The organism is Arthrobacter sp. YN, assembly GCF_002224285.1.
Classification (GTDB): Bacteria; Actinomycetota; Actinomycetes; order Actinomycetales; family Micrococcaceae; genus Arthrobacter.
In genome coordinates this window covers 2008688-2032299 of record NZ_CP022436.1, presented here as the reverse complement: position 1 = coordinate 2032299, position 23612 = coordinate 2008688, and the positions used below count along the sequence as shown (strand labels likewise).

At 63.5% G+C, this 23612-nt stretch carries 16 protein-coding genes and 1 pseudogene; 6 read left to right on the top strand and 11 right to left on the bottom strand.

Annotated features, from left to right (window positions below; all coding sequences use genetic code 11):
• Nucleotides 1-42: 42 nt before the first annotated feature.
• Complete coding sequence (locus tag CGK93_RS09125; RefSeq protein WP_089594547.1) at nucleotides 43-2730, bottom strand: bifunctional acetate--CoA ligase family protein/GNAT family N-acetyltransferase; 2688 nt, start codon at nucleotides 2728-2730, stop codon at nucleotides 43-45.
• Between the two features lie 53 nt (nucleotides 2731-2783).
• Here CGK93_RS09125 and CGK93_RS09120 point away from each other — a divergent pair, with 53 nt between their 5' ends.
• Nucleotides 2784-5300, top strand: coding sequence for a DNA gyrase/topoisomerase IV subunit A (locus CGK93_RS09120; RefSeq protein ID WP_089594546.1), 2517 nt, complete (start codon nucleotides 2784-2786; stop codon nucleotides 5298-5300).
• Nucleotides 5301-5399: 99 nt separating this feature from the next.
• Here CGK93_RS09120 and CGK93_RS09115 read toward each other — a convergent pair whose 3' ends face one another.
• Nucleotides 5400-5783, bottom strand: a complete 384-nt coding sequence (locus CGK93_RS09115; protein ID WP_089594545.1) for a VOC family protein — start codon at nucleotides 5781-5783, stop codon at nucleotides 5400-5402.
• 127 nt (nucleotides 5784-5910) lie between these two features.
• On the opposite strand from CGK93_RS09115, the pseudogene CGK93_RS09110 reads away from it, so the two are divergent.
• Nucleotides 5911-6428, top strand: a pseudogene (locus CGK93_RS09110) (DinB family protein).
• 4 nt (nucleotides 6429-6432) lie between these two features.
• On the opposite strand, the gene CGK93_RS24065 reads toward CGK93_RS09110, so the two are convergent.
• From CGK93_RS24065 to CGK93_RS09090, 5 genes are read right to left on the bottom strand one after another with little or no spacing between them, the layout of a single operon-like run.
• Nucleotides 6433-6738: a GNAT family N-acetyltransferase gene (locus CGK93_RS24065; protein ID WP_232481591.1), complete on the bottom strand. Its 306-nt coding sequence runs from the start codon at nucleotides 6736-6738 to the stop codon at nucleotides 6433-6435.
• Entirely contained in the window at nucleotides 6693-7442 is a 750-nt protein-coding gene (locus tag CGK93_RS09105; RefSeq protein ID WP_232481590.1) for a GNAT family N-acetyltransferase, read from the bottom strand. Before CGK93_RS09105 ends, CGK93_RS24065 begins: the two co-directional genes overlap by 46 nt.
• Before the next feature lie 9 nt (nucleotides 7443-7451).
• A complete protein-coding gene (cydD, locus tag CGK93_RS09100) occupies nucleotides 7452-10862 on the bottom strand; it encodes a thiol reductant ABC exporter subunit CydD (RefSeq protein ID WP_089594544.1) in 3411 nt (1136 codons plus the stop codon).
• Between the two features lie 7 nt (nucleotides 10863-10869).
• Nucleotides 10870-11949, bottom strand: a complete 1080-nt coding sequence (cydB, locus tag CGK93_RS09095; protein ID WP_089594543.1) for a cytochrome d ubiquinol oxidase subunit II — start codon at nucleotides 11947-11949, stop codon at nucleotides 10870-10872.
• 18 nt (nucleotides 11950-11967) lie between these two features.
• Nucleotides 11968-13560, bottom strand: a complete 1593-nt coding sequence (locus tag CGK93_RS09090; RefSeq protein WP_089594542.1) for a cytochrome ubiquinol oxidase subunit I — start codon at nucleotides 13558-13560, stop codon at nucleotides 11968-11970.
• 279 nt (nucleotides 13561-13839) lie between these two features.
• On the opposite strand from CGK93_RS09090, the gene CGK93_RS09085 reads away from it, so the two are divergent.
• From CGK93_RS09085 to CGK93_RS09075, 3 genes are all read left to right on the top strand, one after another.
• On the top strand, nucleotides 13840-14226 hold the full coding sequence (locus CGK93_RS09085) for a BlaI/MecI/CopY family transcriptional regulator (protein ID WP_011774471.1): 387 nt from the start codon (nucleotides 13840-13842) through the stop codon (nucleotides 14224-14226).
• Nucleotides 14227-14231: 5 nt separating this feature from the next.
• Nucleotides 14232-15218: a M56 family metallopeptidase gene (locus CGK93_RS09080; protein WP_089594541.1), complete on the top strand. Its 987-nt coding sequence runs from the start codon at nucleotides 14232-14234 to the stop codon at nucleotides 15216-15218.
• A 62-nt stretch (nucleotides 15219-15280) separates the two neighbouring features.
• Nucleotides 15281-16474 carry an MFS transporter gene (locus tag CGK93_RS09075; protein ID WP_089594540.1) on the top strand — a complete coding sequence of 398 codons (1194 nt, stop codon included), beginning with the start codon at nucleotides 15281-15283 and terminating at the stop codon, nucleotides 16472-16474.
• Here CGK93_RS09075 and CGK93_RS09070 read toward each other — a convergent pair.
• Nucleotides 16471-18579, bottom strand: a complete 2109-nt coding sequence (locus CGK93_RS09070) for a DNA gyrase/topoisomerase IV subunit B (RefSeq protein WP_089594539.1) — start codon at nucleotides 18577-18579, stop codon at nucleotides 16471-16473. The two genes, CGK93_RS09075 and CGK93_RS09070, sit on opposite strands and share 4 nt — an antisense overlap.
• 299 nt (nucleotides 18580-18878) lie before the next feature.
• Here CGK93_RS09070 and CGK93_RS09065 point away from each other — a divergent pair, with 299 nt between their 5' ends.
• Nucleotides 18879-19106 carry a DUF7455 domain-containing protein gene (locus CGK93_RS09065; protein ID WP_089594538.1) on the top strand — a complete coding sequence of 76 codons (228 nt, stop codon included), beginning with the start codon at nucleotides 18879-18881 and terminating at the stop codon, nucleotides 19104-19106.
• Nucleotides 19107-19296: 190 nt separating this feature from the next.
• On the opposite strand, the gene CGK93_RS09060 is transcribed toward CGK93_RS09065, so the two are convergent.
• The 3 genes from CGK93_RS09060 to CGK93_RS09050 form a co-directional block, all read right to left on the bottom strand.
• On the bottom strand, nucleotides 19297-20607 hold the full coding sequence (locus CGK93_RS09060) for an RNA polymerase sigma factor (protein WP_089594537.1): 1311 nt from the start codon (nucleotides 20605-20607) through the stop codon (nucleotides 19297-19299).
• A 258-nt stretch (nucleotides 20608-20865) separates the two neighbouring features.
• A complete protein-coding gene (locus tag CGK93_RS09055; protein ID WP_089594536.1) occupies nucleotides 20866-22122 on the bottom strand; it encodes a DUF4192 domain-containing protein in 1257 nt (418 codons plus the stop codon).
• 99 nt (nucleotides 22123-22221) lie between these two features.
• On the bottom strand, nucleotides 22222-23577 hold the full coding sequence (locus CGK93_RS09050; RefSeq protein ID WP_089594535.1) for an MFS transporter: 1356 nt from the start codon (nucleotides 23575-23577) through the stop codon (nucleotides 22222-22224).
• Between the last annotated feature and the right edge of the window lie 35 nt (nucleotides 23578-23612).

The following is a 23612-nucleotide window of genomic DNA, read 5'->3' as shown; positions in this document are numbered from 1 at the left end:
AGATCGCTTGGTGACTTCCTAACCGCGCGGTCCGCCCTGTGGCTAACTTCGCATCGCGCGCCGCGCGCTGTCAGTCCGCTGTGCGGCGTTGCCAATCCAGACGTCGGCACCCAGGATCGTGGCTCCCGAGGGGCCGGCCAGGACGGGGTTGAATTCCACCAGCGCAATTCCCGGGTGATCGTCCTTCAGCCTGGCAAGCCTGGCCGCTATGTCCTCCAGGGAAGCCACATCCACCGCAGGCAGTCCCTGATAACCAAAGAGTTTCCTTGAAGCGCGCGGAGAGCGGATGACGTCATGCAGATCCGCAGCCGAGAGCGGCGGCACCCGGTGGGCCCAGTCGTCCAACAGGTTCACGGCATCGCCCGCCAACCCAAAGGAGAGCACGGGCCCCAGCAACGGATCCTCAATGGCCCGGAAAGTGCAAGCCTGTCCCACCGGAGCCATGGCCTGGACCTCAAGGGACGGCGATCCATACGGTTCCAAAGCCCGGCGCATCTGTGCAACGTTCAGGCGCAGCGATTCCGCGTCCTGGATGTCCAGCCGCACGCCGCCCAGGTCCAGCCGGTGCCGGAGGGCTGGGTCCGTGGTCTTCAAGACCACAGGCCAACCCACCGCGTCAGCCGCCTGCACGGCTTCGTCCGGTGTACCGAATCCAAGCGTTGGCACCACTTCGATTCCGTAGCCGGCAAGCAGCGCCGCGGCAGCCCCGGCGTCGAGCTTCCTGAGTTTCTCGCCGGTAACACCGGCCAGCATCGCCGTCAGCGTTTCCCGGGTGCCCTCAACGTCGCAGCCGTCCGGTTCAACGAACAAGCCCTGGTCCCTGTCGCGCCATTGCGCATAGCCAACAATGGCCGCCAAGGCAGCCACCGCAGCGCCCGCATTGGAAAAGCACGGAAGCACAGGCCTCCCTGCCGAACCCACCATGCCCTCCACGTGGACCGAGGGGTCCAGAATTCCCGTGAACGCGGCAACAACGGGCTTCCCGGCCTCCGCAGCACATTCCGCCAGGACACCGGCCAACGCCTCCACCGTGAGTCCCCTCGCAGGAAGAAGAGCGGCAATCACAGCGTGGACTGAGTGGTCGGCCAAACTCTCCATGAGGCTGGTCCGCAGTGCCGGGAGCGCGAGCGACATACCGGCGTCGAGGTCAACGTCCGTGACCAGCCGGTTCACCTCCAGTCCGAGCGGACCCGCGGTGTCGGACACCACTTTGCCCAGGGCCACGGAATTGGAATAGACGGCAACGCCGGGGCCTTGTGGCAGCGCCTGGGATGACACGATCTGGGCGATGTCCATGAGCTGCTCAATGGTTTCCACGCGGATGACGCCGGCTTGGCGCATCATGGCGTCCACTGCGGCAGCGGGGGCCTGCGTGGTCCGCACTTCGTGTCCTGGCGGCAGGCTCAGGCCCGTCACATCGGACTTTGCAACGATCACCGGCTTGCTCCGCGACAACCGGCGGGCCAGGCGGGAGAACTTGCGGGGATTGCCGATGGATTCCAAATACAGGCCCACTGCGGAAGTATCGGCGTCGTCCTCCCAGTACTGCATGGCATCGTTGCCGGAAACATCGGCACGGTTTCCCGCCGAGAGGAAGGAGGACAACCCGAGCCTGCGGCGGCTGGCGGCGGCATAGACGGCAACACCCACAGCAGCAGATTGGCTGAACAAGCCCAAACTTCCCCTGGGCGGCATGGTGGGCGCCATGGAGGCGTTGAGGGATACGGCCGGGTGGGTGTTCAGTATTCCGAGGGACTCCGGGCCGATCACCCGCATCCCGTTGGCCCTTGCACGACGCACCAGTTCGTGCTGGCGTGCCAGGCCCCGCTCGCCGTCGTCGGCAAATCCGGCCGTGGCCACCACGATCCCCTTGACGCCCGCAGCAGCGCAGTCGTCCACCACCTTGGGTACTTCTTCATACGGAACAGCGATGATGGCCAACTGGACCGGCCCTGGAATCTCGGACAACTTCCCGAAGGACACCATGCCGGCAAGTTCAAAAGCTTCAGGGTTCACGGCGTAGACCGGGCCCTTGAACCCTCCTTCTATGATGTGTTCGAGCAATTGGTAGCCAACGGTCCCCCACTTGCGGCTGGCACCAATAACAGCCACCGACGACGGCGACAACAAGTCGCGCACGCTGCGGGCCTCAGCGCGGTGCTCACGGGATTCCATGACGGCACGGGACTTCTCCGTGGGGTCGATGTTGAACTCAACGCTCACGACGCCGTCGTCGAATTGCCGGGTGAGGTCGTAGCCGGCGTCGGCAAAGACCATCAGCATCTTCCGGTTGTCCGGCAGGACCTCGGCCGTGAAACGCCGGATGCCGTTTTCGCGGGCAGCAACGGCCAGGTGCTCCAGGAGGATGGAGCCGATCCCGCGGCCCTGATGGGCGTCCGAAATATTAAACGCCACTTCGGCTTCGTCGGGGTCATCCAGGCGGTCGTAGCGGCCGATGCCCATGATCTCGCCGCCAATGGTAATGACGAAGGCCACCCGGTTGATGTGGTCCACTTCGGTGAACCGCCGCACTTCCTTGCCGGAGAGCCGGGGTTTGAAGGAAAAGAACCGCATGTAGATGGACGCCTGCGATTGGCCCGCATGGAAGGCCTGCAGGGCATCGGCGTCCTCGGGCCGGATAGGGCGAAGGTGGGCGGTTCCGCCGTCGCGCAGGACGACATCAGCCTCCCAATATTCCGGATAAATGCCGACGCCGGGCTGATCCACCATAGGCTTAGCCTAGCTAAACATCCGCAGTACAACCTCAAGGATTCACCGACCCCATGGCCCGCAGCCAAAAATCAGCACGGACAGCCGAACCCCTCGGCGATTTCACCGAGAACATCGTGGACATCGACGTCACTTCGGAGATGGAAGGCTCCTTCCTGGAGTACGCCTACTCAGTGATTTATTCGCGTGCGCTCCCGGACGCCCGCGACGGACTGAAGCCCGTTCAACGGCGCATCCTTTACATGATGTCCGATATGGGCCTCCGCCCGGATCGCGGACACGTCAAGAGCGCCCGCGTGGTGGGCGAAGTCATGGGCAAGCTCCACCCCCACGGCGACACCGCGATCTATGACGCCATGGTGCGCATGGCGCAGGACTTTTCCCTCCGCCTGCCACTGATTGATGGCCACGGGAACTTCGGATCGCTCGACGACGGACCGGCAGCACCGCGGTACACCGAGGCACGCTTGGCCGCCGCCGCACTGACCATGACGGACCACTTGGACGAAGACGTAGTTGACTTCGTCCCCAACTACGACAACCAACTGACCCAGCCGGATGTCCTCCCGGCAGCTTTCCCCAACCTGCTTGTTAATGGCACGACGGGCATCGCGGTGGGCATGGCAACGAACATGCCTCCACACAACCTCGTCGAGGTCATCGCCGCTGCACGCCACCTGATCGCCAACCCCGGCGCCACGCTGGATGACATTATGAGGTTCATCCCGGGTCCCGACCTTCCCACAGGCGGCCGGATCGTTGGGCTGGACGGAATCCGTGACGCCTACGCCACCGGCCGCGGTTCCTTCAAAACCCGCGCCAAGGTCGAGGTGGAACAGTTGTCAGCCCGCCGGACCGGTCTGGTGGTCACTGAGCTCCCCTACATGGTGGGCCCGGAAAAGGTGATCGAGAAGATCAAGGATGCCGTCAACGCCAAGAAGCTGACAGGCATCAGCGATGTCGTGGATCTGACGGACCGCAACCACGGCTTGCGCCTGGTCATCGAGCTCAAGAACGGCTTCAACCCCAACGCCGTTCTCCAGCAGCTGTACCGCTACTCACCCATGGAAGATTCCTTCGGGATCAACAACGTCACGTTGGTGGACGGGCAGCCGCAGACGCTGGGGCTCCTGCAGTTGTTGCAGGTGTACGTTGAGCACCGGCTGACTGTGGTGCGCCGCCGTACGTCCTTCCGCCTGGGCAAGAAGAAGGACCGCCTCCACTTGGTGGAGGGCCTGCTGATCGCAATCGTTGACATCGACGAGGTCATCCAGATCATCCGTTCCTCCGACGAAGCGTCTGCCGCCCGCGAGCGGTTGATGTCCATCTATGACCTCACCGAAATCCAGGCCAATTACATCCTGGAACTGCGCCTGCGGCAGCTGACCAAGTATTCCCGGCTCGAACTGGAAAAGGAACAGGACGAGCTCCGCCGCGAAATCGAGGCACTTGAGGCCATCCTGGCCTCCGATGAGTTGCTCCGCGACCTCGTCTCCGGCGAGTTGGCTGTAGTCGCGGAGAAGTATGGCACACCCCGGCGCACGGTTTTGTTGGAATCCGAGGCCGTCTCCCCCACCGTCGCTGCAGCCCTCGCAGCCTCCACTCCCGGCCCCAAGGGCAAGGCCGCGGCCCTGCCCCTGGAGATTCCTGATGACCCCTGCTGGGCCCTGCTCAGCGTCTCAGGCCAGATCGCCAGGACGTCCAACCAGGAGCCGCTGGCCGAAGCGGGACCCCGGGCCAAGCACGATGTCTTCCGCTCGGTGGTCAAGACCACTGCCCGGGGAGAGATTGGCGCGGTGACATCGAAAGGCCGCATGCTGCGCCTGCAGGTCATGGACATGCCCGTCCTCCCTCCGATGTCCGGTCTTCCCAACCTTGCCGGCGGCGTCCCTGCGAAGGACTTCATCACCTTGGTCAAGGGCGAGACGCTGGTGGCGTTCGTTCCCTTGGACGCCATCCTCGCTATCGGCACCGTCCAGGGCATCGTCAAACGGGTTCAACCGGACTATCCGTTGAACCGTGAGGACTGGGAAATCATCGCGCTGAAGGACAAGGATTCGGTCCTCGCTGTGGAAGCGGCACAGGAGGACGACGTCGATCTCGTCTTCGTCACGAGGCAGGCACAATTGCTCCGGTTCAGTGCCTCCAACGTCCGGCCGCAGGGCCGCACGGCGGGCGGTATGGCCGGCATCAAGCTGGCCGCCGGTGATGAAGTGATCCACTTCGGAACCGTACGCGCCAACGATCCCGCCGCCGTCGTCGTCACCATTGCCGGTACCAACGGCGCCCTGCCCGGGACGGCCCCCGGCACCGCGAAAGTGACAGCTTTCGAGGAGTATCCTGCCAAGGGCCGGGCTACCGGTGGCGTCCGGGTCCACCGCTTCCTCAAGGGCGAAGACACCCTGCTGCTGGCCTGGGCGGGACATGGCCCCGCCAAGGCATCCTCGGCAGCCGGCGTGGCGCGGGCCCTCCCCCACGAGCATGGCCGCAGGGATGGTTCCGGCGTGCCGTTGTCGCAGCCTGTTGAGGCGATCGGACCGAGCATGGCGTGGGTTGAAGCGGCAGAATAGCCGCACCAGCGCCGAACAGCACAGCCGCCAGACACGGCAAAGGCCGGGGGTATCGACCTCCGGCCTTTGTGATGCCGTGGCCTGAGGCCACCGCGCGGGCTAACCGGTTTGGTTGATGCTGAGGATGTTTCCCTCGCTGTCCAGGAACCATGCCGCAGCGCTGCCGTCAGGCATCGTGGCGATGCCGTCCTCAGTTTTCAATCCAGGAAAGTCGTAGTCCTCAAACGTGACACCCTTGCCGCGCAGTTCCTGCACGGTGGCCTTGACGTCATCGACCGTCCAGCCCATCTGGGTGTTCTTCGCAGACCCGGCATTGGATGTCTGGTAAACGAAGAATCCCGTTCCATCGCCGCACCTGTACTGAAGGTTGTCGTCGTCATCCGGATTTTCGGGTTCCAGTCCGAGTTTTTCGCTGTAGTACGCGCGTGCCCGGGCTATGTCCTGTGCCGGTAGGACGGCACCAACCTGCTGATCCTTGAGCATTGTTTTCTCTTTCCGGCTCTCCCCCGGAACGAACTTTACTCTTGGGATGGTCCGTGCGTCAGTGGAAAAAGACACCATATTTCCCGGGCTGCACAGGGTCCGGGCCTCATCGGCTTAGACTGGCCGCATGCCGATCATCCCTGATGAAAAAGACTGGACCTGGGTGCTCTCAGAGCCCTGCCCCGAATGCGGTTTCGACCCCGCCACGGTGACTCCGTCCACGGTGCCGGGCACCGTCCTGAACATGCTCCCCGGTGGCGGTCCGTGCTGCGTCGGGAGGACGTGGCCGCCCGTCCGAATGACCACACGTGGTCCAACCTTGAGTACGCATGCCATGTCCGCGACGTCTTCAGCCTGTTCGACCAGCGCCTGAACCTGATGCTCTCGGAGGATGACGCCCGGTTCGCAAATTGGGACCAGGACCAGGCCGCGATCGATGGCGAGTACGGTTCTGCTGATCCGCGGACGGTGGCCGACGAACTTGAGGCGGAGGGCAAGGAAATCGCCGGGTCTTTCGCCCGGGTCACCGAGGATGACTGGCAACGCACCGGAACGCGAAGCAATGGATCCGTATTTACCGTACTGACGTTCTCCCAATACTTCCTCCACGATGTTGTCCACCACCTCCATGATGTGGACGGCTAGGACACTAGAGCATCTTCTCCCACGTCATACTGCGGTTCACCGGCGTGTAGCCCATGCCCAGGTAGAGTTCCAGCGCCCCGGTGGGATTGGCTGAGTCCACGTCCAGTGACGCCACCTCCATTCCGGCATCGGTGTACCGGCGCATGGCATCCGCCAGCAGCAGTTGTGCTATGCCACGGCCCCTATAGGCTCGCCGTACGCCCAGGAGCTCCGTATAGCCCTCTGTGAAACCGCGGTCGGCTGCCGAATCGGGATCGAAGCTGCTCAGCTGGTATCCAGCCACGTCCCCCGTCCGTGAATCAAGAACCACTGCGCTGAGATCATGCCGCGCCGTGGGTTCCTCGATGGTGAAGCGCCAGGACTCTTCGTCCCTGGGTTCGCTCCCCAGTGGTCCCTGAATGCATCGTTGTGCGCTTGGCGCACGGGTTCAAAGAGCGTCGGATCCAGGGTCCTGAGTTCCAGGCCAGCACCCAGTGGTACTTGGGGCAGTTCGTGGGAAAGAGGCCGGTGCATCTCATTGAACCAGCGCACGGCAGCATACCCATGCCCCCTCAGGAGAGTGGCCTGGTGCTCGTGCTGTTCTTCTGTCTGGATGCGGAGCCGCGGCGGCGCGTCGGTGTGCCCGGCAGCCTGATCAGCGGCGAACCGCCTGCGAGCCTGCTCTTCCTGCCACACCAGAACTGCGGAGCCAATCCCGCGTTGCTGCCAGTCGGGATCAACGCACGCCGCCCCGGTGGCTTTGTCGCCCTCCGGGTTCTTTGAAATTCGTCCGTAGGCGCGTGCTGCGCCGTCGGCGTCCAGACCCAGCAGGGTGCTCGTCTGCGGCGGGTTCTTGCTGGACTCCAGGATGTGGGCCAAGTCCCCGCGCTTTTCGTACCAGACGGGATGTTCGACGGCGGCCGTCCGGGCTATCAGGGCCGCCCAGTTATCGAGGTCCTCCAGGGTGGCGGGCCGCCATTGCAGGCCGGTGATGTCGGCATCGGGCACGGCAGGGCTTGCGGCGTTGAAAGGCATGCCAACAGGTTACTGAGGGGTACGCTTTCCCACCAGTTCCGGCGCGCCCATGCTTTGTTTCGTCGCAGGCTGGGCTGCGGACAGTTCGAGCCGGGCATCCCCCGGATCAATGTCGTCGGGATTGTGGGTCACCAGAACAACAGTGACGTCCTTGAGGCCTTCGCGAAGAATGGCCATCATTTCCCGTGCAGAACCGGCGTCCAGATGGGCAGTGGGCTCGTCGAGCAGAAGTACCGACGCTCCGGTCAGAAGGGTCCTGGCCATCGCCAGCCGCTGCCGTTCGCCTCCGCTGAGGAACGAGCCGCCGGGCCCGATCCTGGCATCGAGTCCGTCCGGCAAGGCGTCCACCACCACATCAAGTCCGACGTCCGCCAGTGCCTTGTACATCTCGGCCTCGCTTGGCTTCGCCGCGGCTGGACGGCTGAGCAGGAGGTTCCCACGGATGGTGGAGTCGAACAGGTGCGCTTCCTGGGGGCACCAGGCGGCAGTACCCGTCAGCTTCGCTGTTCCCCGGGTGAGCGGCAGGAAGCCCAGCAGCACGGACAGCAGCGTGGTCTTTCCCGCGCCCGAGGGCCCTGTCACCGCGAGCCAGCGGCCGGGTCCGGCTTCAGCGGTGATCCCGGCGAAGGCATCGGGACCCCCGGGCCAGGCAGCCGCCGCACCCTTCAATTCAAGCCCCGCTGCGCCGTCGCGGTCCGGGAGTGGCCGCGGGCCGCCGTCGAGCTCTGTTCGGGTTGCCTCGGAAAGATCGGCGCCAGAAACGTCCAAAGCCCCGGACGCAGCAACCCGGCCCAGCACGGCCGCGAGCGCCGGAGCCTGGCGCACCGCGGAAACGATGCCGCTGAAGGCATCCACCAAGGCCAGCTGCATCAGGACGATGACAGCCACAAGTTCGGGTGGGACCGTACCGGAGACAACCGAAGGAGCGCTGAGGACACCTGCCCACAAGGCTGCCAGCGAGCATGCCAGGACGATCACGGCTTGGCCGAGGCCTTCAGCCCATGCCGAGCGCTGGGCAGAGACGGTGGCGGCGCGGTCTTTGGTTCGCAGATCCTTGAGGATCGGCCCGGCTACTGCGTTGGCCGTCAGTTCTGCCCGGGCGTCCAGGGCTGAGGCCACGCCGTGAAGTACCACGGAGCGCATGTGCTGTTCGCCCTTGGCAGCGTTCCGGTCGGCCAGGACGGCAATGAGCGGGGCGATTGCAAGTCCCACCACGGAAGCCAGCACCACAGCGGGCAGGGCGGCGGGCAGGACGATGGCTGTGGCTGCGATCGCCGCAGCTCCCACCCCCACTGCGGTGACGGGTGGCAGCGCAACCCGTGGCAGGAGGTCCCGGAGGGTATCGACGTCGTCCACGATTGCGCCAAGCACGTTGCCGCCCTGGAGAAGGCGCCTCAATGACAGTGCCCTGCGGCTCAGTGTCCCCCACAGTGCTCCGCGGAGGCGGGTCATGGCGGCGAATACGGCGTCGTGGGTCAGGAGCCGCTCACAGTAGCGCAGGACTGCCCTGCCGATTCCGAAGAATCTGACGCCGACAATCGCGCCCAGCAAGTAGAGGATGGGCGGTTGTTCGCTGGCCCTGATGATCAGCCACCCGGACAAACCGGACAATGCCACCGCGAACAGGGCAGCCAGGACCGCCACGGTGCCGGCGGCGACGAACTTCCACTGCACGGGTTGGAGGATCCGCACCAGGCGCTTCAGATTGCCGGCCTGTGGGGTGCGCTGGGTAAAACCATCGGTCATGGATGTTTGGCGCTGTTCGCCGGCGGCAGTCTCCCGGGTGTCACCTGTGGTCACGGACGGAACCATGGGCGCATTATGGAAGCGTTTGTTTCCCACGGGCACCACGTGGTCCGCGAGCGCACGGGTTGCGGCGTCGTGGGCCACCAGGATGACCGTAACGTTGCCTCGCAGAGACTCGATGGCGTGGCGGACCACGCTGGCTGAGTAGGGGTCCAAGTGCGCGGTGGGCTCGTCGAGCAGCAGGACGGTGGCGCCTGCTTCCACCCGTGCCAGTCCGCGGGCGAGCGCAACACGGCGCAGTTCACCGGGGCTCAGTTCGGCCGGGTTCTTCCCAGCCAGGTGCGCAGCCCTTGCTTTCGACAAAACACGTGTGACGGCTTGGGCAGCATCTCCGTTGTATCCGTCAAGATACAGGGACACTTCTTCCTGGACGGTCCCTGTTGCCATGGCGGGGTGTTGCGGCACCCATGCCACGGCACCCTTCCCGGCTCCAGTGACGGTTCCCGTCACGCCTGCTCCCGGCCCTGGTCCGATCAGTCCGGCAAGGACACCGAGGACGGTGCTCTTCCCGGCGCCGCTGTCGCCGTCGAGGGCTGTAATGCTGCCTTGCGGGGCGGTAAAGCTGAGGGGCCCGACGGCGGCCGTGGACCTCCCGCGATAGGTCACCGACAACCCGTCCACCACAACGCCGGACGGCATGCTGTTGGAGGATTCTTTGTCAGGCAGGGCCTGGTGCGCGGGGGCATCCAGCACGGCATTGGTGGTTTCCAAGGCGGCCCTGCCGTCGTCGCTGGCGTGGTGGGCAGTACCCAGCTCCCGCAGCGGCAAGTAGCAGTCCGGGGCAAGGATAAGGGCCAGGAGTCCGGCTTCCAGGGCCATGTCGCCGCCCACAAGCCTGACGCCGATGAACACAGCTACAACGGCAACGGAGATCGTGGCAATGAGTTCGAGCGCCAACGCTGACAGGAAGGCTGTTCGGAGGGTTCCCATGGTCCGGCTCCGGTACTGCTCCGAAATGTCTTCCAAGGCTGCGCGTTGTTCGGTGGCGCGGCCCAGGCCCACCAGCACCGGAAGGCCCTTGGCCAGTTCCAGGATGTGGCCGGAGAGTTTCCGGAGGCTTGTCTGGGCGTCCCTGACGTTGTCCTCCGTATGCCGGCCAATCAGGACCATGAACAACGGCACCAGCGGAACCGTCAGGACGATCACTACCGCGCTGACCCAGTCGGCAAAGAGAATCCTGGCCCCGATCAACAGCGGTACCGTGGCGCAATTGACCAAGGCGGGCAGGTACTGGGTGTAGTAGTCGTCCAGCGCGTCCAGGCCACGCGTCGCCAGGATCGCCAGGCCGCCGTCGTTCATTCCTTCTACCGGGGATGAAGCACGGTCGGCCAGTGAGCGCCGCAGCAGCTGCGCCCGCAACTCCTCCTTGACGCCAAGTGCCGCCCGCCTGGAGGCGATGCCCTGGCCCCAGACCGTGAGTGACCTCAGGACTGCTCCCACAGCACCCCAGACAAGTCCGCTGCTCCAGTCCCCCGTTCCGGAGGCGAGCCCTGCCAGCATCCCCGCCACGGCCTGGGCCATGAGCACCAGGGACAGCGCCTTGAGGGCGGACAGGAGCCCAATGAGGTACAGCGCGGATCGGGTGGCCGGGCCGGAGGGGAACACGGGCTTCATGGGGCCGTTAGCCTTCCTTGGTGCCGGCGGTTGGCTGGCTGTCCTTGGGGATCAGGACCTTGGCAGCAATCGCGGGAAGGAAACCGTGCGCTTCGGGGATATGCGCGGCGCTGACGCGCCGGCGGAATACCCAGTAGGTCCACGACTGGTACGCGATCACCAAGGGCAGTCCTACGGCGGCCACAATGCTCATCAGTCCCAGTGTGTAGTCCGAGGATGAGGCATTGGAAATGGTCAGGTTGAACGCTGGATCAAGGGTGGAAGGAATCACCACGGGGAAGGCTGCCCCGAAGATCGAAGCGGTGGCGCACACAATGAACCCGCCCAGGGCACCGAAGGCCCGTCCTTCTGCCCCTGCCCTGGCCAACGTCCAGGCCAGGACGACAGCCACGACTCCGGCCGCCACCAGGGCCCAGGTCCACGGCTTACCGCTGAGGAATTGTACGGACACCATCCAGCCGAACATCGGCAACACCGCGAACGGCACCAAACGCACAAACCAGCGGCGTGCACGGTGCCGCACATCGCCGTCGGTCTTCAGGGCCAGGAAGGCAAGGGCGTGAACCAGAGCGAACGCCACCACACCGAAACCGCCCAGCAGCGCATAGCCACTGAACCAGGACATGGGGCCGCCGCTGCGGTCTCCGTTGGCGTTCAACGGAAGACCGGTGGTGGTCAGCGCCAGGGCGGCACCGATGCCGAAGGCTGCGACGAAGGATCCAACGGCGATCGCCCAGTCCCAGCGGTTCCGCCAGCGCTCCGAGTCCACTTTGCCGCGGTATTCGAAGGCGACAGCCCGGAAGATCAGCGCGGCCAGGACTGCCAGGAGCGGGAGGTAGAGGGCTGAAAACAGCGAGGCGTACCAGAGCGGGAAGGCCGCGAAAGTGGCTCCGGCCGCAGTGAGCAGCCATACCTCGTTGCCGTCCCACACGGGGCCGATGGTGTTGAGCAGCACACGGCGGTCCGTGTTGTTGCGGGCAAAGAGCTTCATGAGCATGCCGACGCCAAGGTCAAAGCCCTCCAGGAAGAGGTAACCCGTCCACAGCACCGCGATGGCCACAAACCAGATGGTTGGCAACAGTTCCAATGTCAGTTTCCCCTGTTTCTAGTAGGCGAATGCCAGGACGTCGTCGCCGGACTTGTCCTGGCCGGCGTCGTTCTTGTCGTCGTCGTCCCTGTCCTTGGCCGGGTGGGCCAGCTCCGGCATCGCGGAGGCCACGCCGCCGCGGATGTACTTGACCAGGAGTTTCACTTCGACCACCAGCAAGACGGCGTAGATGGCGGTAAGGACCACCAGCGAGGTCAGGAGCTCCCCGGCACTGACCCCCGGTGACACGGCGGCAGCAGTAAACATAAACACTTGGTCGATGCCGTTCATGTCCGGGTTGGGCGCCACCACGAACGGTTGCCTGCCCATTTCAGTGAAGATCCAGCCAGCGGCGTTGGCGCCGAAGGGTGCCAGGATGCCGAAGACGGCGAGGCGCATGAGCCACTTCGATTGCGGTACTACGCCCTTGCGGGTCACCCAGAGAGCCAGCAGTGCGGCAAAGGCTGCGATCCCGCCGAAGCCGATCATCATGCGGAAGCCCCAGTAGGTCACTTCCATCACGGGCACGTACTGGATTTCCTGCCCGGCACGGTCGCCGTACAGCGGGTTGTCCGGGAGGTGGGTTCCGTACTTTTCCTTGTACTCGCCCAGCAGGCTGTTGACACCCTTCACTTCGGTGGTGAAGTCCCCCTTGGCCAGGAAGGAGAGGATGCCGGGCACTTCGATCACGGCAACAATGTCATCGCAGTTGGTGGCGCCGAGGTTGCCAACACTCAGGACCGAGAAGCCCGTGCCATCGTGGCAGGCGGCTTCTGCGGCAGCCATTTTCATGGGCTGTTGTTCAAACATCAGCTTGCCCTGCAGGTCGCCCGTGATGGCGGTGCCGGCGAAGGAAATCATGGCAACAACGGCACCGATCCGGAGGCTCTTCATCCACACGGTGTAGTCGGACGTGTCCCGGCCCGGGATCGCAGCTTCGCCGGGAACCAGCTTGCCGTCCTTGCCCACCACGTCAATGCCGTCATGCCGGCGACGCCACAAGTGGTACCAGGCGATGCCCAGGAGGAATGCGCCGGCGACTGCGAGTGCACCGAACAGCGTGTGGGGTACAGCCACCAAGGCGGTGTTGTTGGTGAAGACGGCCCAGGCGTCGGTCATCACGGGCCGTCCATCCACCATCTCCACCCCTACAGGGTGCTGCATCCAGGAGTTCGCCACGATGATGAAGTAGGCGGAGAAGACGGAACCAATCACGGCGATCCACAGGCAAGCCAGGTGCACGCCGCGCTTGAGTTGCTTCCACCCGAAGATCCACAGCCCCAGGAACGTTGATTCAACAAAGAAGGCCAGCAGGGCCTCGAGTGCCAGCGGCGCGCCGAACACGTCACCCACGAACCGGCTGTACTCGCTCCACGCCATACCGAACTGGAATTCCTGCACGATGCCCGTGGCCACGCCCATGATGAAGTTGATGAGGAAGAGCTTTCCCCAGAACTTGGTCATCCGCAGGTATTCGGGCTTGCCCGTGCGGTACCAGATGGTCTGCATAATGGCCACAACCAGTCCCAGACCGATAGTGAGGGGCACCATCATGAAGTGGTACACGGTAGTGATACCGAATTGCCAGCGTGCGATTTCCAAGGCGTCCATGGCTGTCCTTTGTGCGGCGGACCGAAGTACGATGACGTTACTTCTACGTTGCGTAGAAACTTCTCTTCTACACAGTGTAGAACAAATGGCGGGCGACGAAACCCATTCTTCAAGTGGCGTAACCCACGCGCAAGGGCTCCCCGGCGGCCGCGGCGCGCCGATAGTTCTACCTCACGTAGAATGAAGAGCTGAAAAGCGGTAGATTTATGGTGGAATGTTGGATCATCGCTCCCGGCAGCAGTAACCCTGCACCGGGAAGCGGAAGGTAGGGACGTATAGATGGCAAGTCTTGGGGAACTGGAACGGGCAGTCATGGATCTGCTCTGGGCAGGCCAGGAGGCTGCAACTGCCAATACCCTGCGCGATCTCCTGGCGCAGGATTCCGAGGCCGGAGACGGCACTGCGGGACATCAAGGCAAGGATCTGGCCGTGACCACGGTGCTTACCGTGCTGTCACGCCTGGAAAAGAAGGGGCTGGTGGAGCGTGAGCGCGGTACGCGTCCGCACCGCTACCAAGCTGTTTCCAGCCGTGCCGACCACACCGCCGAACTGATGCATGAAGTCCTGGGCTCCGCTCCGGACCGCGAGGCCGTTCTGGCCCGCTTCATTGGTTCCGTCACCGAAAGTGAAGCCGCTACCCTGCGCAAACTGCTCGGCTACAATTAGCCACTATGTTCTGGACCTCATACCTGCTTGCGGTCCTGGCATTGATTTTGGCGTGGCCGGTACCCGTCCTGCTGTCCCGCGCCCAGTGGCCGGCGCGCTCGCCGTTCACGGCCATGGTCCTGTGGCAGGCGATCGCCCTCGCTGGTGGGCTCTCCATGATCGGCGCCATGCTGGTCTACGGACTGGAGCCCATCGGAGACAACCTCATAGCCGGGCTCAAGAGCCTGGCCGGCATGGTCTTCAACAACGAACCCACCACAGCATTGGGCTTTTGGCACCTCTTCGCACTGTCTGCGGCGGCACTGTTGACCGCGCACCTGGTTTTCACCCTGCTGCTGACCTATTACAAGATTGAGCGCCAGCGGCGCCGGCATCGCGAGCTGCTGGCCTTGCTCGCCTCACCGTCCGACGACGGCCCCGGCACCGTAGTCATCAACCACGACTCCCCCGTGGCGTACTGCCTCCCCGGCGGCGCCCGATCCGTCACGGTGTTGTCGGACGGCCTCATGGCAGCCCTGGAGCCGGCTGAGCTCAGGGCCGTCCTCATCCACGAGAACGCACACCTGTCCCAGCGCCACGACCTCCTGCTGTGGGCCTTCGCCGCCTGGCGCCAAGCCCTGCCGTGGTTCCCCACCACGCGGCTGGCCCAGACGGCGGTGAACTCCCTGATCGAGATGCTGGCCGATGACGTCGCTTTGCGGACCGAAAGCAAAGGCACCCTGATCAAGGCCATCGCGATCGTCGCCAGCGGAACCTCCCAACCCGCCCTCGGAACCGGGGCCCTCAACGCCGGTGGGGCCGTGGTGGAAAGCAATGCCGTCAGTGCCACCGGGGGAGCGGACTCGCCACGCACGACGGCGTCACGCGTCAGCCGCCTCCTCTCACCCCAGCCGCCACTCACCAAGAGCTTGCGCATCCTTGTCCTGGTGGTATCGGCCTTGCTGCTGGCGGTGCCGACCGCGCTGTTGATCGTCCCGGGACTCTTGGGCTGAACGGTAGTGACGGGTCAGGCGCGCGGCGCAGCGTCCACAAAGGCCCGGGTACATTGTGAAGCGTGAATCCCCCAAACACCGCAACCCTCCCCGTCCCAGCTACCCAGCGTTGGCCGCTTTACGCTGCGGGATTCACCACCGCCTTCGGCGCGCATGCTGTCGCTGCCGGCCTGGGGGCCGAAAGCGCGGACATTGGATTGAGCCTGTTGGCCTTGGGTACCCTGTTGGCCTTGTACGACATCGCCGAAGTGTTCCTGAAGCCGGTGTTTGGCGCCCTCAGTGACCGCATCGGGCCAAAACCGGTCATCGTAGGTGGGCTCCTGGCCTTCTCCGCGGCTTCACTGATCGGGTTGTGGGCCGACCAACCTGCCATGCTCGCCGCGGCACGACTGGGGCAAGGCATGGCGGCTTCGGCTTTCTCACCGGCATCATCAGCCAGCGTGGCACGCCTCGCGGGAAAGAACACCGGACGGTATTTCGGACGATACGGTTCGTGGAAGGGGCTCGGCTACGCGGTAGGACCGCTACTGGGAGCTGTATCCATCATCAGCGGCGGTTTCCCGCTCCTCTTCGGCGTCCTGTCCGCCCTGGGCCTCATTGTAACAGTGTGGGCTGCGGTTGCGGTGCCGCGTCTGGCACCACTGCCCCGCCCCCGGTACACCATTGTGGATGTTTGGCGCCAGAGCACCGGGAGATCATTCCTGGGCCCCACACTGGTCCTGGCTGCAGCCACCGGATCCTTGGGCGCAGCCGTCGGCTTCCTTCCTGCCATGGCGGCACGCGAAGGTCTTGGCACGGCAGGAAGCGTGGCAGTTGTCACGGTATTGGCTCTGGCGTCGTCGCTGATACAACCACGTATCGGCAGACTGCGGGACCAAGGCCTCCTCGCCGACAAGCCAGGCATGGTGGCAGGCTTGCTCTGCATCGCGGGTGGCACACTGATGGCAGGGCTCCTCCCCGGCGCGGCCTGGATCTACTTTGCTGCCGTCCTGATCGGCGCAGGAATAGGTATTTCCACCCCCTTGGCTTTTTCGCACCTGGCAGACTCGACCCCCTCCGAACGGCTGGGCAGAACCATGGGTTCAGCCGAGCTGGGACGCGAACTCGGCGATGCCGGTGGTCCGTTGCTGGTGGGCGGCATCGCCGTGGCAGTCGGACTTCCCTGGGGATTGGGAGCCTTGGCACTGCTGGTGGGGCTGACGGCATTCGCCACGCCCGGAACCAAGGAAACAACGGCTCCGCCCACCGCCCGCTAAGCGTCGATGCGTTCCCGGTCCAGTGTGGCCGCACCGGCAATAATGAACTCCTTGCGGGGCGCTACATCTGAGCCCATCAGAAGGTCAAAGACCTCTTCAGCGCGCTGGGCGCTATCGATGCCAACTTTCCGCAAGGTCCGGTGCCGCGGATCCATGGTGGTCTCTGCCAGTTGCTGCGCATCCATTTCGCCCAGGCCTTTGTACCGTTGAATGGGCTCTTTGTAGCGCTTGCCTTCCTTGGCGAGGTTGGCCAGGAGGACATGAAGCTCCGCCTCAGAGTAGGTGTAGATCATCTCGTTGGCCTTCTGGCCGGGATTGATCACTTCCACCCGGTGAAGGGGCGGAACTGCTGCAAACACGCGGCCCGCTTCCACCATGGGGCGCATGTAGCGGAAGAACAGGGTCAGCAGCAAGGTCCGGATATGCGCGCCGTCCACGTCGGCGTCAGTCATGAGGATGACCTTGCCGTAACGGGCTGCCTCAATATCGAAGCTGCGACCCGAGCCGGCCCCTACTACCTGAATAAGCGCCGCGCACTCGGCGTTGGAGAGCATGTCGCCCACGGAAGCCTTTTGGACGTTCAGGATTTTTCCGCGGATGGGCAGCAGGGCCTGGAAATCGGAAGATCTGGCGAGCTTGGCTGTACCCAGGGCCGAGTCACCCTCAACGATGAACAACTCTGAACGGGCAACATCGTCCGTGCGGCAATCGGCCAGCTTGGTGGGCATCGAGGAGGTTTCCAACGCATTCTTGCGACGCTGCGTTTCCTTATGAACCCGTGCCGAGATGCGCGACTTCATCTCGCTGACCATCTTTTCCAGAAGGAGCGCGGACTGCGCCTTGTCGTTGCGGTTGGCTGAGTTCAACCGGCCAGTGATCTCCTTTTCCACCACCTTGGCCACAATGGCCCGTACCGCCGACGTGCCCAGGATCTCCTTGGTCTGCCCCTCGAACTGCGGCTCCGCAAGCCGGACAGTCAAAACAGCAGTAAGCCCGGCGAGAATGTCATCCTTCTCGATTTTGTCGTTGCCGGCCTTGAGCTTGCGGGCATTCGTTTCCACAGCTTTGCGGAAGGTCTTCAGCAGCGCCGCCTCGAAGCCCGACTGGTGGGTGCCGCCCTTGGGAGTGGCGATGATGTTCACGAAGCTGCGCATGGTGGTTTCGTAGCCGATTCCCCAACGCAGGGCAATATCGACCTCACAATCGCGTTCGACTTCCGCGATCTTGCTGTGCCCCTTATCGTCCAGCACCGGGACGGTTTCCTTGAACTTGCCGGAGCCGTGGAGTCGCCAAACATCCGTCACCCCGGCATCTGCAGCCAGGAACTCAACGAATTCCGAGATGCCGCCGTCATGATGGAACACTTCCTCATGCGCACCGTTCTCCCCCGGAGTTCCGGCGAGCTTGCGTTCATCGCGGACCGTAATCTTCAACCCGGGCACAAGGAAGGAGGTCTGGCGGGCCCTCGCGGCGAGGTCATCGTAGGAGAACTTCGCATCAGGCGTGAAAATCTGCCGGTCCGCCCAGTAGCGGACCCGGGTTCCCGTCACGCCGCGCTTCGCCTTGCCCACCACGTCCAGCACGGAGTTCTCAACGAACGGCTCAAACGGAGCCTCGGGGCCAGGCTTCGAACCCGAATCCACGAACCGGCCGGGCTCACCCCGGCGGAAGGACATCTGGTAGGTCTTGCTGCCGCGATCCACCTGAACGTCCAGGCGGCTGGACAGCGCATTGACCACGGAAGCGCCAACGCCGTGCAGACCGCCGGATGCCGTATAGGAACCGCCGCCGAACTTGCCACCAGCATGCAGTTTGGTGAAGACGACCTCGACGCCGGACAGGCCGGTCTTGGGTTCAACGTCCACCGGGATGCCACGGCCGTCGTCATGGATTTCCACTGAGTTGTCGGCGTGGAGGATCACCTTGATGTCGTGGCCGAAGCCCGCCAGGGCTTCATCAACGGCGTTGTCGATGATTTCCCACAGGCAGTGCATGAGGCCACGGGAGTCGGTGGAACCGATGTACATGCCCGGGCGTTTGCGGACGGCTTCCAGGCCTTCAAGGACAGACAGGTGCCGGGCGTTGTATTCAGAACTCGGTGCCACTCGCGGTGTGCTCCTTCGGGTATATCTCAAGGTGAATCTTGGGGTGCTTCCCAGCCGCCCAGTTGCTGTTCGTTGCTGTTAGTAGCTGCTGGTAATTGCTGGAAACTCAGGGCAAACACTGCCCATACTAGGCTAGCCCCGACGGCCCGGTGGCACTGGTTGCCACTCCCGGTACGGGCCAAGCTGCGTGGTTACGTTACGCACATGTGATACGCGGACAGCGAAAGTGACCCATCCTTGCCATGGATCTGCGTCGAATGCTGGTTATATGGATGTACGGAACTACTAAGGAGGCCGACATGACAACAGCAGTTGCAGTTGCAGACCGCACGCTAAACGCAGCTGACCGGTGCGATCGTTGCGGAGCCCAAGCATATGTCCGCGTTGTACTCGAGTCCTCCGGTGGTGAGCTGCTTTTCTGCGGCCACCACGCACGTGCAGTTGAAGCTACGCTCCGGCCCATGACTTCGGACTGGCACGATGAGACCGAGCGCCTCAACGAGAAGGCGCCCGTCCCCGTCGACTAGGCAGGGCAGCCCGCAGAGCCGGACTCCCTTATTCAGCAAGTATTGTGTTGATCAGATAACGAGGCTCCTCCCACCAGGGAGGAGCCTCGTTGCTTCCCGGATGTACCCGGGTTGTGCTTTACAAGCGGCGATCAACAAAAAGCGGCCCAGCCGGTTATCCGACTGGGCCGCTTTTGCAGTGCGGACAGATTTAGTCCAGGTAGTCCCGGAGGACCTGCGAGCGGGACGGGTGCCGCAGCTTGGACATTGTCTTCGATTCGATCTGGCGGATGCGCTCACGCGTCACTCCGTAGACCTTGCCGATTTCGTCTAAAGTCTTCGGCTGGCCGTCAGTCAGGCCGAACCGCATGGCCACCACGCCGGCTTCGCGCTCGGACAGGGTGTCCAGCACCGAGTGGAGCTGCTCCTGCAGAAGGGTGAAGCTGACGGCGTCGGCCGGAACTACAGCTTCCGAGTCCTCAATCAGGTCACCAAACTCGGAGTCTCCATCCTCGCCGAGCGGGGTGTGGAGCGAGATCGGCTCGCGTCCGTACTTCTGGACCTCTACTACCTTCTCAGGGGTCATATCCAGCTCCAGTGCCAGCTCTTCCGGCGTTGGTTCGCGGCCGAGGTCCTGGAGCATCTGGCGCTGGACACGTGCCAGCTTGTTGATGACTTCCACCATGTGCACCGGAATACGGATGGTGCGGGCCTGGTCAGCCATGGCGCGCGTGATGGCCTGGCGAATCCACCACGTGGCGTACGTGGAGAACTTGAAGCCCTTGGTGTAGTCGAACTTCTCCACGGCACGAATAAGGCCAAGGTTGCCTTCCTGGATCAGGTCCAGGAAGAGCATGCCACGGCCTGTGTAGCGCTTGGCCAAGGAAACGACGAGACGCAGGTTGGCCTCGAGCAGGTGATTCTTGGCGCGCTTTCCGTCGTGAATGACGAACTCAAGTTCACGCTTGAGTTTGGGATCCATGGATCCGTCATCAGCGTTGATCTTTTCCTCGGCAAAAAGGCCGGCTTCAATGCGAAGTGCCAGGTCCACTTCCTGCTCTGCGTTCAGCAGGGCGACCTTGCCGATCTGCTTCAGGTAGTCCTTGACGGGGTCGGCGGTTGCGCCCGCGGACATGACCTGCTGGACGGGGGCGTCGTCGTCGTCGGCGTCGGAATAGACGAATCCCGAGCCGGACGGGGCGGGCTTGTCCTTGGCGGCAGCTGCACCATCCTCGGTGTCATCTTCCCCGACTTCGACTTCCTCCGCTGCTGCGGGATCAAAGTCTTCGTCCTCGGCAGTGGCTTCCTCGGAGTCGGAGCCAGACTTGTTCGCGGCCTCAGCGGCGGCCTTCGCGCCGGGCTTGGGCCCACGCTTCTTGGGTGCTGGCTTGTCAGAGTCACCCTCTGAAGCCTTGTTGGCAGCGCGTGTCGCCGCGCGCTTTGCCGACGTGGCCGCCTTCTTTTCCTCGGCGGTCAATTCAGCCTGGGCGGCGGGTTCCTTCTCGACGGAAGACGGAGTCACAGAAAACCTTTCTAGCGGCGGTCTGTGGAATCACCATACGGGCAACACCACTATGACCCTGTCAAGTCCGCGATCAATTTCAAATGCGATCGCCGTCTGCAGAGTCTGTAGATAGAACTCCCGACAACGCTGATTTGTTCCCGTTTCCGGGCTCAAGCAGGCATTCAAACGCGGACCCAACCGGGTCTCGGCATCCATTGTCTCACGGTTTTGCGAAACCCATGCCTGTTGAAGTCCCACCACGTGGATACAGGCGTCCTATACCTGTGCTTGCCTGGATCCCCGCCAGGCCGAGGCGGGCCGGGCCGCCCAACGACAAACGGCGCCCTTGCCCAGGACTTCCATCAGCAGTGCGGCCAATCGATAACCAGGACGGGCAGTTTCAGCCCGGACAAGGCATGCATGGGCGATTGAACCGCTGCCCTTGCACCATGAGATCCACCCTTGGAGCGTGAACGCCGCAGCAGCCACGTCACCCGACTCCCCTTCCACGCACAGCCCGGCAAGAACGCGGTGCAACGCATCAACACGGCCCCAGCACGGCGTATCGGGGCGCATTCCCAGCAGGACATCGCCATAAGTGAAGACATCCCCTTGCCCACTCGAACCACTCGGAGCAAAGGCCGGAGGGTTGCCTGCGGATGCCGTAACGCCGAGTTCGCCAACATCAAACGGCGGCGCGCATGACTCTTCACCGCTGAAGAGTTCAAAAGCAGCAGCCCCGGATATTGCAGAGTCCATGCCGGCGGCCGCCATGACCACCACGGCATCCCGCCAAGCCGGCACCTTCAGCGTGGTCCTGAGGAATCCGATGAGTTGCGCATCAGTCTCCGGCTGCAAAGGTGCGTGCTCAACCCTGGCGAGGACGTGATGCCAGACCGCAAGGACGGACTCCAGGCACCGCTCACTGCGCCACATGCCGAGGATGCGCTCCCCGAACCGGGACTCCGCTTCCTTCACGGACGGATCCAGCGGTCCTGATCTGGCGAGCGAAGGTTGTCCAGTGCCGCTCCTCGGCGACGGACCGACTGCACTCCCTTGGTACACGAGCTCAGCGCTCAGCTGGCTGTCCTTGATGCGGGCCACCGGAAGTCCTGGATCCGGGCAACAGCCCTTGTCCGAACAGAAGGCACTGCGCCAGTATTGGGTTCCGATCAGCCAGGCATCCCGCACCGACAAGTCAACCTCGTCGAGGGACAGTTGCAAGGCTTCAATCATTGGCATCGTCTGGTCGACGACGGTGCCTTCGGCCCAACCGGCGTCAGTGTAGACAGCAAGCAACACACCGTTGGCGGCTTCGTCCGCCACCAGGTAATGGCGTATCTGTTCAGCGAAACCGGCAAGTGCCCGGGCCGACCGGCGGGACGGAAGATCCACACGCAGCGTCGCGCCCAGGATTTTCCCCTGCACGGTGATGGCAACCAGGCTGTCTTCGGGCCAATAGCCCAGCAGGTGAGGGATATAGCCAAGAATGTCTTCAGGTCGGTGGATGCTCAGTGTTCTCTTGGTGGTCATGCATCCAGCCTGCGTAAGTCCTGCCAGCCGAAACAGACCACACCTTGCCTATGTGGAAAAACCGGTAAAAATTAGGCCGTGTGAAGGGCGGCAGCCGCCCTATTGATCCTTTGCCACGGTGGCACGCGAAGCGCGCCTTCTTTCCATACGCTCCCGGCGCTGCTTGGCCAGAGCCGCGACCAACGGCTGTACATGGATTCCCTGGGCGGCCATCTGCCGCCGGACTTTACGCCGGGTCACCAGGATAAGGACCGTTCCCAGGCCAAGGAGCAGGAACTGCACGCTGAGTGCAATGCGGAACGGTGCCAGGCCGTACAAATCGCCGCCCGAGAAACCGCTGGCATTCAGGAGGTCCAGAACCAGGCCGATGAGGTAGATCGCCACAAGTGCCGCAATGAAGCCACCAACGTTCACAATTCCGGTTGCCGTGCCGATCCGGTGCGAAGGGTTGAAGGTCCGCGCAAAGTCGAAACCGATCATGGACCCCGGACCTCCAACCGCCAGTACCACTACCAGCACCACCAGCATCCACAGCGGAGCGCGGTCTGGAAGGAGGAGAACGGCAGCCCACGCCATAGCAGTGGCCAAAGTGATCATCAGGACCATGGCTGAACGTCGCATGGGGTGCTTGGAGACGAAGCGGCCAAAGCCCGGACCGGCAATGATGGCCGTTGCCACAAACAGCGCCATCAAAGCGGAGACTGTCCCCGCATCAAGGCCCTGGGCCGAGAGCAGGAACGGGTAGCCCCACGTCATGGCAAACAGGTTTCCGCTGAACTGGACGGTGAAGTGGCTCCACAACCCCAGCCGGGTCCCTGGCTGTTTCCAAGCACGTGACAGGGAGACTCCCGTGGCCCTCAGGCCTTGCCCGGACTCCTTGGGCGGATGCCCGGGAGGAGCATCCCGCAGCATCGCGAGAACCAGCACCACGGCCAGCACTGACATGGCGGCCAGGGTGAGGAACGCGGGGGTCCACCCTGAGGTGTGAAGGAGAAGGGCAAACGGAACCACGCTGATGAGCTGCCCCAATTGTCCGGACATCCCGGTGAGCTGGGTGACCAAGGGAACCTTGGCGGGAGCGAACCACAACGGCACCAGACGGATCACCGAAATGAAGGTCATGGCGTCACCGGCACCCACCAGGACCCGGCCCAGGACGCCCCCGGGCACACTGTCCGCGAACGCGAGCTGCACTTGGCCCAGCCCCATCAGGGCTGCTCCCCCGGCGATCATGGCCCGTGAACCGAACCTGTCCACCAGGACCCCTACCGGAATCTGCAGCCCTGCATAGACAAGGAGTTGAAGCACGGTGAAGAAGGAGATGGCAGCTGCACTGGCATGGAAGCGCTCAGTAGCTTCCAATCCAGCAACGCCGAAGGACGTTCGTTGCGCCACCGCCACCAGGTAGGCGAACACGCCGATCGTCCAGATAAGCCAGGCGCGGGGTGCATTCACCCCTCAATTATGCCTGTCACCTCCTGAAAGATGAT

Bases quoted from the DNA above. Each gene is read 5' to 3' on its own strand.
- CGK93_RS09125 (WP_089594547.1), bottom strand. From the start codon at position 2,730: ATGGTGGATCAGCCCGGCGTCGGCATTTATCCGGAATATTGGGAGGCT.
- CGK93_RS09120 (WP_089594546.1), top strand. From the start codon at position 2,784: ATGGCCCGCAGCCAAAAATCAGCACGGACAGCCGAACCCCTCGGCGAT.
- CGK93_RS09115 (WP_089594545.1), bottom strand. From the start codon at position 5,783: ATGCTCAAGGATCAGCAGGTTGGTGCCGTCCTACCGGCACAGGACATA.
- CGK93_RS09105 (WP_232481590.1), bottom strand. From the start codon at position 7,442: ATGCCTTTCAACGCCGCAAGCCCTGCCGTGCCCGATGCCGACATCACC.
- cydD (WP_089594544.1), bottom strand. From the start codon at position 10,862: ATGAAGCCCGTGTTCCCCTCCGGCCCGGCCACCCGATCCGCGCTGTAC.
- CGK93_RS09090 (WP_089594542.1), bottom strand. From the start codon at position 13,560: ATGGACGCCTTGGAAATCGCACGCTGGCAATTCGGTATCACTACCGTG.
- CGK93_RS09085 (WP_011774471.1), top strand. From the start codon at position 13,840: ATGGCAAGTCTTGGGGAACTGGAACGGGCAGTCATGGATCTGCTCTGG.
- CGK93_RS09080 (WP_089594541.1), top strand. From the start codon at position 14,232: ATGTTCTGGACCTCATACCTGCTTGCGGTCCTGGCATTGATTTTGGCG.
- CGK93_RS09065 (WP_089594538.1), top strand. From the start codon at position 18,879: ATGACAACAGCAGTTGCAGTTGCAGACCGCACGCTAAACGCAGCTGAC.
- CGK93_RS09055 (WP_089594536.1), bottom strand. From the start codon at position 22,122: ATGACCACCAAGAGAACACTGAGCATCCACCGACCTGAAGACATTCTT.